This window comes from Stenotrophomonas indicatrix (assembly GCF_050573115.1).
Classification (GTDB): domain Bacteria; phylum Pseudomonadota; class Gammaproteobacteria; order Xanthomonadales; family Xanthomonadaceae; genus Stenotrophomonas; species Stenotrophomonas lactitubi_A.
In genome coordinates, this window is the sequence record NZ_JBNYZT010000009.1 from 178564 (window position 1) to 192143 (window position 13580).

General features: G+C 67.2%; 14 protein-coding genes. 8 read left to right on the forward strand and 6 right to left on the reverse strand.

What is annotated here, in order from left to right; translation table 11 throughout:
- The first annotated feature begins 17 nt into the window (after positions 1-17).
- The 3 genes from ACQ5SA_RS19400 (at position 18) to ACQ5SA_RS19410 (ending at position 2848) form a co-directional block, all read left to right on the forward strand.
- Complete coding sequence (locus ACQ5SA_RS19400; RefSeq protein ID WP_025874177.1) at positions 18-581, forward strand: adenylate kinase; 564 nt, start codon at positions 18-20, stop codon at positions 579-581.
- 327 nt (positions 582-908) lie between these two features.
- Complete coding sequence (gene mpl / locus ACQ5SA_RS19405; RefSeq protein WP_499315620.1) at positions 909-2273, forward strand: UDP-N-acetylmuramate:L-alanyl-gamma-D-glutamyl-meso-diaminopimelate ligase; 1365 nt, start codon at positions 909-911, stop codon at positions 2271-2273.
- The gene (locus tag ACQ5SA_RS19410) at positions 2270-2848 is read left to right on the forward strand and encodes an LON peptidase substrate-binding domain-containing protein (RefSeq protein ID WP_363731793.1); all 579 of its coding nucleotides are present in this window, start codon (positions 2270-2272) and stop codon (positions 2846-2848) included. The genes mpl and ACQ5SA_RS19410 overlap by 4 nt, the downstream gene beginning before the upstream one ends.
- Positions 2849-2992: 144 nt before the next feature.
- Here ACQ5SA_RS19410 and ACQ5SA_RS19415 read toward each other — a convergent pair whose 3' ends face one another.
- A complete protein-coding gene (locus ACQ5SA_RS19415) occupies positions 2993-4990 on the reverse strand; it encodes a bifunctional DedA family/phosphatase PAP2 family protein (RefSeq protein WP_499315621.1) in 1998 nt (665 codons plus the stop codon).
- Between the two features lie 85 nt (positions 4991-5075).
- Here ACQ5SA_RS19415 and ACQ5SA_RS19420 point away from each other — a divergent pair, with 85 nt between their 5' ends.
- Together ACQ5SA_RS19420 and ACQ5SA_RS19425 are read left to right on the forward strand one after the other, a co-directional pair.
- Entirely contained in the window at positions 5076-5738 is a 663-nt protein-coding gene (locus ACQ5SA_RS19420; protein WP_353099333.1) for a serine/threonine-protein kinase, read from the forward strand.
- Entirely contained in the window at positions 5735-6223 is a 489-nt protein-coding gene (locus ACQ5SA_RS19425) for a DUF2867 domain-containing protein (RefSeq protein WP_499315622.1), read from the forward strand. The genes ACQ5SA_RS19420 and ACQ5SA_RS19425 overlap by 4 nt, the downstream gene beginning before the upstream one ends.
- Positions 6224-6270: 47 nt before the next feature.
- Here ACQ5SA_RS19425 and ACQ5SA_RS19430 read toward each other — a convergent pair whose 3' ends face one another.
- A complete protein-coding gene (locus tag ACQ5SA_RS19430; protein WP_100553468.1) occupies positions 6271-6954 on the reverse strand; it encodes a hypothetical protein in 684 nt (227 codons plus the stop codon).
- Between the two features lie 107 nt (positions 6955-7061).
- Between ACQ5SA_RS19430 and ACQ5SA_RS19435 the strand changes: the two genes are divergently transcribed.
- A complete protein-coding gene (locus ACQ5SA_RS19435; protein ID WP_165378006.1) occupies positions 7062-7880 on the forward strand; it encodes an SDR family oxidoreductase in 819 nt (272 codons plus the stop codon).
- A gap of 168 nt (positions 7881-8048) precedes the next feature.
- Here the strand turns inward: ACQ5SA_RS19435 and ACQ5SA_RS19440 are convergent, their stop codons facing one another.
- Entirely contained in the window at positions 8049-8921 is an 873-nt protein-coding gene (locus ACQ5SA_RS19440; RefSeq protein ID WP_100554199.1) for an ion transporter, read from the reverse strand.
- 63 nt (positions 8922-8984) lie between these two features.
- Here ACQ5SA_RS19440 and ACQ5SA_RS19445 point away from each other — a divergent pair, with 63 nt between their 5' ends.
- Complete coding sequence (locus ACQ5SA_RS19445; RefSeq protein ID WP_089236686.1) at positions 8985-10211, forward strand: acetylornithine transaminase; 1227 nt, start codon at positions 8985-8987, stop codon at positions 10209-10211.
- 86 nt (positions 10212-10297) lie between these two features.
- Here ACQ5SA_RS19445 and ACQ5SA_RS19450 read toward each other — a convergent pair whose 3' ends face one another.
- A complete protein-coding gene (locus tag ACQ5SA_RS19450; protein ID WP_499315624.1) occupies positions 10298-10900 on the reverse strand; it encodes an HAD-IA family hydrolase in 603 nt (200 codons plus the stop codon).
- Between the two features lie 122 nt (positions 10901-11022).
- Between ACQ5SA_RS19450 and azu the strand changes: the two genes are divergently transcribed.
- Complete coding sequence (azu, locus tag ACQ5SA_RS19455; RefSeq protein WP_499315626.1) at positions 11023-11472, forward strand: azurin; 450 nt, start codon at positions 11023-11025, stop codon at positions 11470-11472.
- A gap of 156 nt (positions 11473-11628) precedes the next feature.
- On the opposite strand, the gene hemL is transcribed toward azu, so the two are convergent.
- Positions 11629-12918 carry a glutamate-1-semialdehyde 2,1-aminomutase gene (gene hemL / locus ACQ5SA_RS19460; protein ID WP_499315627.1) on the reverse strand — a complete coding sequence of 430 codons (1290 nt, stop codon included), beginning with the start codon at positions 12916-12918 and terminating at the stop codon, positions 11629-11631.
- A gap of 15 nt (positions 12919-12933) precedes the next feature.
- Positions 12934-13569, reverse strand: a complete 636-nt coding sequence (gene thiE, locus ACQ5SA_RS19465) for a thiamine phosphate synthase (RefSeq protein WP_499315629.1) — start codon at positions 13567-13569, stop codon at positions 12934-12936.
- Positions 13570-13580 lie beyond the last annotated feature (11 nt).

A 13580-nucleotide genomic window follows, 5' to 3' on the forward strand; every position in this document is an offset into this window, starting at 1 on the left:
ACGTTGGAGTCAGGTCAATGCGATTGGTTCTGTTGGGACCGCCCGGTTCGGGCAAGGGGACACAGGCGACGCGCCTGAAGGAAAAGCTCGAGATCGCCCACATTTCCACTGGCGACATGCTGCGCGCGGAAATCGCCGCCGGCTCCGAGCTGGGCAAGCAGGCCAAGTCGGTGATGGATGCCGGCAACCTGGTGTCCGATGAGATCCTGCTGGGCATGCTGAAGTCGCGCCTTGCCCAGGCCGATGTCGCCAAGGGCTTCATCCTTGACGGCTATCCGCGCAATGTGGCCCAGGCCAACGCGCTGGACGGCATGCTGGCCGAGATCGGCCAGCCGCTGGACGCCGTGGTGCAGCTGGACGTGGCCACCGAACTGCTGGTCGAGCGTATCGCGGGCCGTGCGCAGGAGCAGGGCCGCGCCGACGACAATCCGGAATCGGTGCGCAAGCGCCTGCAGGTCTACACCGAGCAGACCGCTCCGGTCGTCGACTTCTACGCCGGTCGGGGCACTCTGGCCCGCGTCGATGGCGTCGGCGAACTTGACGAGATCGAAGCCCGCATCCTGGCGGCGATCAAGCGCTGACCCGCTTGGCTGGTCGATACCAGCCACGGCAGGCGTAAAAAAACAGGCCTGATCCGCGAGGATCAGGCCTGTTTTGTTTCATAGGTGCCAGCAAAGGGCTTGCTCAGGGCCCCCACAGCATGAGCTCCCTTGGGGATGGCCTCTTGGGGAGTAGGACCGGTTCGGGTACTGCGGCTGGCATCCTGAATTGTGTCCGGGTTCACAGAACATCGCTATCGGGAATTCCCTGACATGCGGTTGGAGTTTTCTCACAGTGGCTGTAGGGGTTCTCTTACCCTGTTGCCGGCAATGGCCCTATACAGCCGTGATCGGTCACAATCCACGGTCATGAGCAGCGTACATATCCTTGCAATCGCCGGCACCTTCATGGGTGGCGTGGCCGCCCTGGCGCGGGAACTGGGCCATACGGTCAGCGGCAGCGACCAGGCCATCTATCCACCGATGTCGACCCAGCTCGAGCAGCTGGGCATCACCCTGGACCAGGGCTACCGCGCCGACAGCGTGCCGGAGGGCACCGGGCAGGTGGTGATCGGCAACGCGCTGTCGCGCGGCAACCCGGCGGTGGAAGCCGTCCTCGATGCCGGCCAGCGCTACATTTCCGGCGCCCAGTGGCTGTCCGAACAGGTCCTGCCGGGCCGCGACACCCTGGCCGTGGCCGGCACCCATGGCAAGACCACCACCACCACCATCCTGACCTGGCTGCTGGAGAATGCCGGCCGCTCTCCGGGCTTCCTGATCGGCGGCGTGGCCGAGGACTTCGGCGTGTCCGCCCGCTTGGGCCAGGGCCGCGAGTTCGTCGTCGAAGCCGACGAGTACGACACCGCGTTCTTCGACAAGCGCAGCAAGTTCGTGCACTACCGGCCGCTGGTGGCGATCCTCAACAACCTCGAATACGACCACGCCGACATCTTTCCCGACGTGGCGGCGATCCAGCGCCAGTTCCACCACCTGGTGCGTACCGTGCCGGCGCGCGGCCGCCTGATCGTCAACGGCGAAGACGCGCACCTGGCCGAAGTGCTGGCGATGGGCTGCTGGACCCCGGTCGAACGCTTCGGCTTCGACCCCGCGCTGGAATGGCATGCCGAGCTGCTGGCCGCCGATGGCAGCTCGTTCCGCATCCATCATCGCGGGCAGGCGCTGGGCGATGTGCACTGGTCGCTGCTGGGCCGGCACAACGTGCTCAATGGCCTGGCTGCACTGGCCGCAGCGCACGCCGTGGGCGTCGCGCCGGCCGAGGTGATCCCGGCGCTGGCGCGCTTCCGCAGCGTCAAGCGCCGCATGGAAGTGATCGGCAACCACGATGGCATCACCGTCTACGACGATTTCGCCCATCACCCGACCGCGATTGCGACCACCCTCGAAGGCCTGCGTGCCAGGGTCGGTGATGCGCGCATCGTGGTGGCGATGGAACCGCGCAGCAATTCGATGCGGCTGGGCGCCCACGCCCAGGCGCTGGCGCCGTCATTGGCGCTGGCCGATGAGGTGGTGTTCCTGCACCGCCCGGAGCTGGCCTGGGATGCGGCGTCGGTGATCGCGGCGGTGAGCGGGCAGGCACATGCGGTGGCCGATACCGATGCGTTGTTGGCGCAGCTGCAGTCCGACGTGCGCAGTGGCGACCATGTGGTGTTCATGTCCAACGGTGGCTTCGACGGCGCACCGCGTCGCTTCCTTGCAGGACTGCAGGCACGATGAGCGGCGAGGGTTCGCTGCCGCTGTTCCCGCTTCATACGACGCTGCTTCCGGGCGCGGCCATCGGCCTGCGCGTGTTCGAGCCACGCTACCTGGATCTGGTCCGCGAAACCGGCCGCAGCGGCGAAGGTTTCGGCGTCTGCCTGATCCTGGAAGGGAACGAAGTGGGGGCACCGGCAACGCCGGCCGCCTTCGGCGTGCAGGTGAAGATCGAGGATTTTGATGTCGGTGCCGATGGCGTGCTGCAGCTGCGACTGCGCGGTACCCGCCGTTTCCATGTCGAGCGCACGCGCGTGCGCGACAACGGGCTGGTGGTTGCCGATGTGCGTTGGTGCGATGAGGATCCCGATGACGAACTGCGTCCGCAGCATGCGCTGCTGGCGACGGTACTGGACCACATCATCGAGCAGGCGGGCACGGCGTTCGCACCGGCCACGCCGGCATTGATGGATCAGGCCAGCTGGGTCAGCTGGCGGCTGGCCGAGCTGCTGCCGCTGAGCGAACAGCAGCGCCTGCAGCTGCTGCAGCTGGACGATCCGCACCAGCGCTTGCAGCAGCTGTTGGGTTGGATGCCATAAAAAAGCGGCCGCAGCGCTCGCAGGGCATGGCAAGGCAGAACCGGTAGATGCCAACCTTGGTTGACAGCCTTTGCCCGAAGCGCCAACCAAGGTTGGCGACTACTAGAGCGGGGCGGTAGCGCCGGGCCATGCCCGGCGGATCCATCAGGGCGCGGTGGTCTTCAAGCGCAGCACTGGCAGGCCGGTCTCCGGGTGCACCGCTTCCTGCTGAGGCAGCGCCTGCACCGCTTCCTTCACGGCGTTCAACGCCGGATCGATCCCACGCACCGGGTGCCACATGCCGATCCACTGGAAGTGACGCTCGTAGCGCAGGGTCTGTGCGCTGCCCAGCCACAACGGCGTGTCGCCCGGCTGCAGCTGCGCTGGTGCCTGCCACAGGCGCAGCACGTAGCGCTCATCGGCCTGCGCGCCCTGGCGCACCATCAGCAGCGCTTCCACGCGTGTATCCAGCGTCGCCGGCAGCACCGGCAGTTCATCGGCGCCGGTGTTCTTGTCCAGCATCAGCAGCGCTTCCTGCCAGCCGGCCTGCGCCTGCACCTGCCAGCCGCGCGCTTCCAGCTGCGCCTGCAGCGGCGCCAACGGGCCAGCCACCTGCACATCCAGCGGCCAGCGCTGGTCATCGTCGAATTCGTTGCGGCGTGCCGGCAGCTTCGCCCAGTCCTGTTGCCACCAGGCCTGCGCGCCCATTGCCAGCGGCGCCGGCAGGGTCGGCTCGAAGCGCTCCAGCTTGATGGCGATGTTGCGCGGTGCGTACCACATCGCCGCCACCGCGAAGACGCCGTAGAACAGCCATGCCACCGGTTTGACCCAGAACGAGCGGTTGAAGCGGCGGCGGTAGGCGATGCCCAGCACCAGCAGCCAGAAGGTGCCGAACAACATGCCGCCGATGACGTCGCTCAGCCAGTGCGCGCCCAGATACAAGCGCGAGAAACCGATCAGGCTGACCACGATGCCCGACACCAGGTACGGCCAGACGCGGGTGCGACCGGGCATTTCGCGGGCGATCAGCACTGCGAAGAAGCCGAAGGTGATGGTGGCCATGGTCACCGACACCGACGGGAAGCCGAAGCCGCTGCTGGCATCGATCGGGCGCACCACATCGACGGTGGCGCCGAGCAGTTTGGTCAGGGCCAGGCCGAAGGCCAATGCGGCCAGCCAATGTGCAGCCGCCATCCAGCGCCGGCGCCAGACCAGGTAGCCCATCGCTGCAGCGGTTGCCGGCAGCAGCACCTGCCATGCGCCCAACGACGCCAACGCGGCCATCGGGTAGTCGGCCAGCGGATTGCGCAGAGCCAGCATTGCCTGGTGCACCAGCAGATCCACCGCCAGGGGTTCGCCATGGGCGACCACCACGGTCAACAGGGCGAACCAGCCCCAGCCCAACAGCAGCAGCATCAGCGCCAGCATCGCCAGCGGTACCGACTCGCGGCGCTTCGGGTCGAGCACGCCGACAGTGTAGCGACCGAGCGTCGGGTGCCGGTTGGACCAGTCGAGCAGGCGGGCCAGCCAGTTGTCCATGCGCGCGGCCGACCAGCGATAGCCGTACAGCACGATGGCCCAGACCAGGCTGAGGATCACCGCCAGCAGGCCCGCCACCACAACTAGCCGGCCGGCAACTGCGGCGACGGTGTCATAGGCTTCGCCAAGGATCCAGCCCGGGGCCAGGAACAGCACAGCCCAGGAAATACTGGCGATGCCGCTGGCCTGCACATAACGGCTGGCGGGCATCTTCATCATGCCGGCAATGGCGGGCACGAATGGCCGGATGGCACCGACGTAGCGGGCGATCAGGATGCTCTTGAACGCATTGCGGCGGAACAGGTTCTCGCCCCGGTCGAGCAGCTGCGGGTAGCGGCTGAACGGCCAGACGCCACGCAGGCGGTCGCCCCAGCGCCGGCCTATCCAGTAGCTGATGCCATCACCGGCGAACGCACCCAGCGCTGCGGCCGCAACCGCATACGGCCCGGAGATCTGGCCCAGGCCGATGAACACGCCGACGGCGAACAGCAACGGCAGCGCCGGCACGATGGCGCCAAGAATGATGACCGCATCGCAGAAGGCGATCAGAAAGATGACCGCACCCGCCAACACGGGATGAGCGGCAATCCACGCGAGGGTGGCGTCGATCCATGAAGAGTCCATTTCCCGATTATAGGGGCGTGAAGGTGACTGGTTCCCAGCCGCTTGGTGACCGTTTGCAACCATCGCCATCGCCTAGAATGTCGCCATGCCTGTATCCAACGACGCGCCAACGCATGCACTGAAGGCCGACAGCTTTGGCCGGATCCTCCTCGTGCAGGGCCCGGAAGGCCCCTTCGTGCGCCGTGATCTGGGGGCCACGCCGCTGTGGCTGCGGTTGCCAGCGTGGTGGTTGGCGCGGCGCGAAGCGCGCGCGCTGAAGCACATCCACGGCATGGCCGACGTGCCGCAACTGCTGGACTGGAATGGCCGTCACCTCGACCGCAGCTTCATGGCCGGCGATGCGATGTACCAGCGCCCGCCGCGCGGCGACGTGGCCTGGTTCCGCGCCGCGCGTCGCCTGCTGCAACAGCTGCATCGGCGCGGTGTGTCCCACAACGACCTGGCCAAGGAAGCCAACTGGCTGGTGACCGAGGACGGTCGCCCGGCGCTGATCGACTTCCAGCTGGCGGTGATCGGCGACCCGCGCTCGCGCTGGATGCGCTTGCTGGCGCGCGAAGACCTGCGCCACCTGCTCAAACACAAACGCATGTACTGCCGGGAGTCGCTTACGCCGGTGGAGAAGCGCGTGCTCAAGCGCACGTCGTGGGTGCGCGATCTCTGGTTCGCCACCGGCAAGCCGGTCTACCGCTTCGTTACCCGCCGCATCCTGCATTGGGAAGACAACGAAGGGCAGGGCCCCAAGCCATGAGTGCGCTGCTGAGCGAAAGCAGCGTGCTGCGTTCGCAACTGCCGGGTGCCGATTTCGTCCATGCTTGCCAGATGGCTGCGCCGCGCAACGGCCGTTCGGCGCTGCAGACCTATCGGGATATGGCAGCAGCGGTGCCGGGCTGGTTCGACGGGCTGATGGGCCTGCGCAACCATGGCATGCGGCTGCTGCGCATGAAGGATCTAGGCTCGCTGCGCGCGGTGCAGCAGACAGTCGATCCACGGCCCGGGCAACGTCTCGGCATCTTCACCCTGCAGGCGCTGAGCGAAGATGCCATCGTGCTGGAAGACAATGACCGCCACCTGCGCGTGCAGCTGGCGCTGCAGTGGCACGGCGACGCGTTGGAAGTGGCGACCATCGTGCACACCCACAACGTCTTCGGCCGCCTGTACATGCTGCCGGTCGCGCCGGTGCATCGATGGATCGCGCCGCACCTGCTGAGCAAGCAGGTGCGCGGGTATCAGTAGAGCCACGCCATGCGTGGATGCACTTCGCAGCATGGCGCGGTGAACTGCTACGGCGTCACCGGCACCACCTGCTGGCCGATGAAGTTGCGCTTGCCGTCGAAGTCATAGCCGATCTGCAGCTGGCCGACATCGGGGCACGCATGGCAGTCACGCAGCGGCGTGCGATACAGCAGGCGGATGCCACCCCCGTCCAGCGCTGCGGTACCCGCGGCCTGCGCCGGCGCGAACGGGGTGGCCTGCGGGTTCGCCTTCAGCACCTCCTGCACGCCGGGATCGGCGCGCAGCGTGTCGTCCAGCTGCACCGCATCCACGTCGATGCGCTTGCCTCCAGCATCGACCAGGCGCGTGCCTTCATTGGTGTTGGCGCGGAACGGGTATTCGACGGTGGCCACGCCCAGGCCGTCATGTTCATGCCAGGCGGTTACGTAGGCCAGTTCGCCACCAGTGGACAACTGTTCGGCGGCGGTGACCGCATCGGCACTGGCGCCACCGGCACGCATCGCATCGCGCAGGCAGTCGCGGGTGGCCGCGCTGTCGCCCTGGCGGCAGGCGTTGAGGTCACCATCCCAGACAACGGCCTCGCTCCAGCGCAGCTTGCCATCACCGGCCGCCTTGTCGACGCTGGCGGCGTCATCCTTGGCCGGCGCGCTGCCGGGTTCAGGCGAGCGGCCCTGGCAGGCAGTAAGCAGGGCCAAGCCCAGGGCAGGCAACAACAGGCGGGAACAGCGCATGGCATGGACCTCGTGCAGTGACCGGGGCGTCAGTATCGTCAACGTGCGGTGAACTCCGCGTCGGCGCGGCATACTAGCGGCTCATTGCATACGCTGGAGTGTGGAACGTGGGCAGTCTGCAGGGCAAAACCCTTTTCATCACCGGTGCCTCGCGTGGCATCGGCCTGGCGATCGCATTGCGCGCCGCGCGCGATGGCGCCAACGTCGCCATTGCCGCCAAGTCGTCGGTGCCCAATCCGAAGCTGCCAGGCACCATCCACAGTGCCGCCGAGGCGGTGACCGCAGCGGGTGGCCAGGGCTTGGCGCTGAAGTGCGACATCCGTGAAGAAGACCAGGTGCAGGCAGCCGTTGCTGCCGCCGTGGACACGTTCGGTGGCATCGACATCCTGGTCAACAACGCCAGCGCCATCTGGTTGCGCGGCACCCTGGACACGCCGATGAAGCGCTTCGACCTGATGCAGCAGGTCAATTCGCGCGGCAGCTTCCTGTGCGCGCAGGCCTGCCTGCCGTACCTGCTGCAGGCGCCGAACCCGCACATCCTGACCCTCGCGCCGCCGCCGAGCCTCGATCCCAAGTGGTGGGGCGCGCACACCGGCTACACGCTGGCGAAGATGGGCATGAGCTTTGTCACCCTCGGCCTGGCTGCCGAGTTCGGCCCGCAGGGCGTGGCGGTCAATGCGTTGTGGCCGCGCACGGTCATTGCTACCGATGCGATCAACATGATTCCCGGCGTGGACGTCGGCGGCTGCCGTACGCCGCAGATCATGGCCGATGCTGCACACGCAGTACTGGTGCGCGAGGCGGCGGGCTTCCACGGCCGGTTCCTGATCGATGATGAAGTGCTGGCCGAGGCCGGCGTGACCGATCTTTCCGGATATGCGGTGGATGCGTCGCGTCCGTTGCTGCCGGATCTGTTCCTGGATTGAGCCAGGAGCATCCACGCATGGCGTGGATCTAGTGCCGTTCGGTCTACTGCCGTTCGGTGGGTGCGGACCTTGGTCCGCACCGCGGTGGCTCCGGTCGGGCTTCATCCACGCATGGTGTGGATCTACTGTCGCAGGCTTCGGTACTGCCGGCCGCTGGCCGGCATCATGTCAGTGGCTGAACGTATCCGGCAGCGGTCCGCCACATTTGCGGCAGTGCCGCGCATCCGGCTCGTGGCCTTCCAGCCCGCAGTGCGGACAGCCACGTGCATCGCGGCGCGCGGCCAGTTCGGCTTCGCGCATGGTGCTGGCCAGCTCGGCGGTGTAGATGCCGGTGGGCACGGCGATGATGCTGTAACCGATCAGGATCAGCACCGAGGTGACGAAGCGGCCGAGCACGGTCTGCGGCACGATGTCGCCGAAGCCGACCGTGGCCATTGTCACCACCGCCCAGTACATGCTGCTGGGGATGCTGGTGAAGCCATGGTTGGGGCCTTCGATCAGGTACATCAGCGCGCCGGCGATGATGGTGATGGTGATGACCGTGAACAGGAACACCAGCACCTTGCGCCGGCTGCGCCACAACGACTCCATCAGCACACCGCTTTCTTCGACGTAGCGGGTCAGCTTGAGGATGCGGAACACGCGCAGGATGCGCAGCGCACGCACCACCAGCAGACTCTGCGCGCCGGGAATGAACAGCGACAGGTAGGTGGGCAGGATCGCCAGCACATCGATGATGCCCCAGATGCTCAGCGCGTAGCGCAGCGGCCGCCGCACCACCGCCAGCCGCAGCAGGTACTCGGCGGTGAAAAGGACGGTGAAGGTCCATTCCAGGATGTACAGGCCGGTCGACCAGCGCGCATGCAGGTGCTGCACGCTGTCGATCATCACCACGATGACGCTGGCGATGATGGCCACCACCAGGATCAGGTCGAAATTGCGCGAGGGCCGGCTGTCGTGGCGGTAGATGATGTCGAACCACTGGCGGCGCCAGCCGGTCTCGGTGGCGGGGTTCAGCTGAGGGGCGGAAAACGGTCGCATGCGTGCATTGTGCCGCACGGGTTCCGGCGCGAGAATGGGCATTCCTGAACCCTGCCGACTGCCATGACCGCCGCTACCGATCCGCTGATCTCCCTGTCGCACTACTACCTGCCGGTGTACAAGCCCCGCCAGGTGGTGCTGGAGCGAGGCCAGGGCGCCCGCGTGTGGGACAGCCAGGGCCGTGAGTTCATCGACCTGGCCGCGGGCATCGCCGTGTGCGGCCTGGGCCACAACGATCCCGATCTGGTTGCCGCACTGGTCGAACAGGCCGGCAAGCTGTGGCACACCAGCAACGTGTTCTACAGCGCGCCGCCGCTGCACCTGGCCGAGGAACTGGTGAAGGCCAGCCGCTTCGCCGAGCGGGTGTTCCTGTGCAACTCCGGCGCCGAAGCCAACGAAGTGGCGATCAAGATGGTCCGCAAGTGGGCCTCCAGCCAGGGCCGTCCGGCCGACAAGCGGGTGATCATCACCTTCCGCGGCAGCTTCCATGGCCGCACCATGGGTGCGGTGACCGCCACCGCGCAGCCGAAGTACCAGGAAGGCTATGAGCCGCTGCCCGGTGGCTTCCGCTACATCGATTTCAACGATGAGGTGCAGCTGGAAACGGCGATGGCCGCCGGCGACGTGGCGGCGGTGATGCTGGAGCCGATCCAGGGCGAGGGCGGCGTGATGCCGGCCAAGTCCGGTTTCCTCAAGCGCGTGCGCGAACTGTGCGACCAGCACAACGCACTGCTGGTGCTGGACGAGATCCAGGCCGGCATGGGCCGCACCGGTACCTTGTTCGCGCACTGGCAGGATGACGTGGTGCCGGACATGGTCACCTTGGCCAAGGCGCTGGGTGGTGGTTTCCCGATCGGCGCGATGCTGGCCGGCCCGAAGGTGGCCGAGACCATGCAGTTCGGTGCCCACGGCACCACCTTCGGCGGCAATCCGCTGGCCGCGGCGGTTGCCCGCGTGGCGCTGCGCAAGCTCGCTTCGGCCGAGATCGCGGCCAATGTCAGCCGCCAGTCGAAGGCGCTGCGCGATGGCTTCGCCCGCATCAACGACGAGTTCAAGGTGTTCAGCGAGGTGCGCGGTCGCGGCCTGATGCTGGGCGCCGTGCTGAGCAAGGACTTCGCTGGCCAGGCCGGGGCGATCCTCGACCACGCCGCCGAACAGGGCCTGTTGACCCTGCAGGCCGGCCCGGACGTGCTGCGCTTCGTGCCGTCGCTGAACATCACCGACGAGGAAGTGGCTGAAGGCCTCAAGCGCCTGCGCGCGGCGATTGCTGCGTTCGTCGCAGCGCGCTGAATTCCCGACGCCGGGGTCGGACCCCTCTCCTGCGGAGAGGGCTCTGACCCCGTTGCTGCCGCTGCGCTCGCCGGGCATGCCCGGCGCTACCGCACCCCGTAGCGCTTCAGTACCTTGCCCAGTCCGCGTCCGTCCTGCACGGTTTCCGCGTGCAGGCCCGCCGCGCGCGCACCGCGCACGTTGGCGAACAGGTCATCGACGAACAGCGTGTGCCCCGGTGCCACGCCGAGGACTGCGAGCGTGCGCAGGAATACCTCCGGCACGGGTTTGCGCAGGCCGAAGTCCGCGCTGCAGAACACGCGTCCCTGCAATGCAGGAAACAGTTGCGGCAGCAGCGTCGGCAGTGCCTGCGTCATCAAGGCACCGTTGTTGGTCAGCACCGCCATTGGCACCTGCAGTGCCTGCAGCCGTTGCAATACCGGCAGTTGCGGGTGGCTGGCCGCGTGGCGTGCGGCGATCCAGGTTGGCAGCGTTACCGTTGTGCCGAGCAGTTCGCCAAGCCGGGACAGATAGCGCGCGGCATCCAGTGCACCGCTGTCGTGTGCCGCTTCGAGTCCGCTGTCGTACAGCGCGGCCTGCACGTGCGCGGTCGGCACGTCCAGCGCCTGCGCCAGATGCAGCACGCGCTGTGCGCGCTGGTAGTGCACCAGCACGCCGTCAACATCGAGCAGGAGAAGGTCGATCCGCATCGGTCGAGCATGCCATTGCCGTATCCCCGCGCAAACCCCGGACCATGACTGCGACACACGGTCGCAGTCGGGCCGGCAGGCCGCTGCCTAGAATGGCCATTGAACCTGCAGGAGACGCGATGATGAAGGCTTGGATGGTAGCGGTGGGACTGGGCGCGTTGATGCTGGCGCCGTCGGCGATGGCGCGCGTATGTGCGGTGAGCATCGACAGCACCGACCAGATGAGTTTCAGCAGCCGCGAGATCAAGGTGGCCGCCGATTGCAGCGAAGTTGACCTGACCCTGCGCCACACCGGCAAGCTGGCCGCCACCGCGATGGGCCACAACTGGGTGCTGACCCGCAGCGCCGACTACCAGCCGGTGGCGATGGCGGGCATGCGCATGACCCTGGCCGACAGTTACCTGCCGAAGGCCGACAAGCGTGTTCTGGCCCACACCAAGGTGATCGGTGGTGGCGAGACCACCCGCGTGCGTTTTTCCACGAAGGGCATGCAGAAGGGCGGCGATTACACCTTCTTCTGCTCGTTCCCCGGCCACTTCGCGATGATGAAGGGCAAGTTCGTCTTCGGTTGAGTGCGCAGCAGTCACGCATGGCGTGGCTCTACTCCAGGGACGCAGCTCAATAGATCCACGCCACGCGTGGATGAAGCACAGTGCCCAGTAGATCCACGCCATGCGTGGATGGCGACAGGCCGTGCCGACCAAGGTCGGCACCTACCAGGCCCGATCTCAGCCCTTGGCCGCCTTGAACGCCACGCGCGCCGCTGCCAGCGTCGCCTCGATCACAGCATCATCGTGTGCGCTGGACAGGAAGCCGGCCTCGTACGCCGACGGTGCCAGGAACACGCCCTGATCCAGCATCGCGTGGAAGAAGCGGTTGAATGCCGGGATGTCGCAGGCCGTGGCCTGGGCATAGGTCTCCACCTTTTCGCTGGTGAAGAACAGCCCGAACATCGCGCCCACCTGGGTGGTGGTCACCGCTACGCCGGCATCGGCGGCGGCAGCTTCCAGGCCTGCGCACAGGCGTGCGGCGCGCGCGCTCAGATCGTCGTGGAAGCCCGGCTGCTGGATCAGCTCCAGCATGGCCAGGCCGGCGGCCATCGCTACTGGATTGCCGCTGAGCGTACCGGCCTGGTAGATCGGGCCGGCCGGGGCAATCTGCTGCATAAGTTCGCGACGACCACCGTAGGCGCCCACCGGCATGCCGCCACCGATGATCTTGCCGAAGGTGGTCAGGTCCGGAGTGATGCCGTAGTGCGCCTGCGCACCACCCAGGGCAACGCGGAAACCGGTCATCACTTCGTCGAAGATCAGCAGGGTGCCGTGCTGGGTGCACAGCGCACGCAGGTGCTGCAGATAGCCTTCGCGCGGCGGAATGCAGTTGGCGTTGCCGACGACCGGTTCGATGATGAGGCCGGCGATCTCGCTGCCGCGTGCCTCGAACAGAGCGGTGGCCGCTTCGAAGTCGTTGTAGGGCAGGGTCAGGGTCAGTTCGCTCAGGCCGGCCGGCACGCCGGGCGAGGTCGGCACGCCCAGGGTCAGCATGCCGCTGCCGGCCTTGACCAGGAACGAGTCGCCGTGGCCGTGGTAGCACCCTTCGAACTTGACGATGCAGCTGCGGCCGGTGGCCCCGCGCGCCAGGCGGATCGCCGACAGGGTGGCCTCGGTACCTGAGTTGACCATGCGCACCATTTCGCACGATGGCACCAGGCGGGTGATGGTCTCGGCCATGGTCACTTCCGCTGCGCACGGCGCACCGAACGACAGGCCGTTGTCGATCGCCTTCTTCACCGCCTGGCGTACGGCGGTGTGGTTGTGGCCGACGATCATCGGGCCCCACGAACCCACGTAGTCGATGTAGCGGTTGCCGTCGACGTCGTACAGGTAGGCGCCGTCGGCGCGCTCGACGAAGAACGGTTCGCCGCCAACCGACTTGAACGCGCGCACCGGCGAATTGACGCCGCCAGGCAGCAATTCCTGGGCGCGGGAGAACAGGGTGTGGGACTGGTCGTGGTTCATGGGGTTTCCTGGGTATTACTGCGGCGTATCGAAACGGGCGAGGTAGGCGCGCTGGGTCGCGACCGGGTCCTGCGCGGCGTAGATGCCGCTGACCACGGCCAGCAGATCGGCGCCGGCGTCGATGATGGGACCGACATTGTCCGGGCTCAGGCCGCCAATCGCCACCCGGGGCACGCCCAGTGCGGCGCTTTGCCGCAGCAGGTCGGTGTGCGCGCGGCTGCTGGTGACCTTGGTGGTGGTGGGGAAGAACGCGCCGAAGGCCACGTAGCTGGCGCCGGCAGCCACGGCGCGCTCGGCGTTGGCCAGCTGGTCGTAGCAGGAGGCGCCGATGATGGCGTCGGGGCCGAGCAGGCTGCGGGCGGCGGAGATGTCGCCGTCGGTGCCGCCCAGGTGCACGCCGGCCGCGCCGATGGCCTGGGCAAGCATCGGGTCGTCGTTGACGATCAGCGGCACGCCATGGGCGGCGCACAGGGCCTGCAGGGCCGTGGCCTGTTCCCGCCGCAGGGCATCGCTGGCGGTCTTGTTGCGGTACTGCAGCCAGGTGGCACCGGCGGCCAGCAGCGGCGCGGTGCGCGCCAGCAGGAGGGCGGTATCGGGTTCATCCGGGGTGATCAGGTAGACGCCGCGGGGCGTCGGGGAAGCAGAAGTCATCGATGGCTACC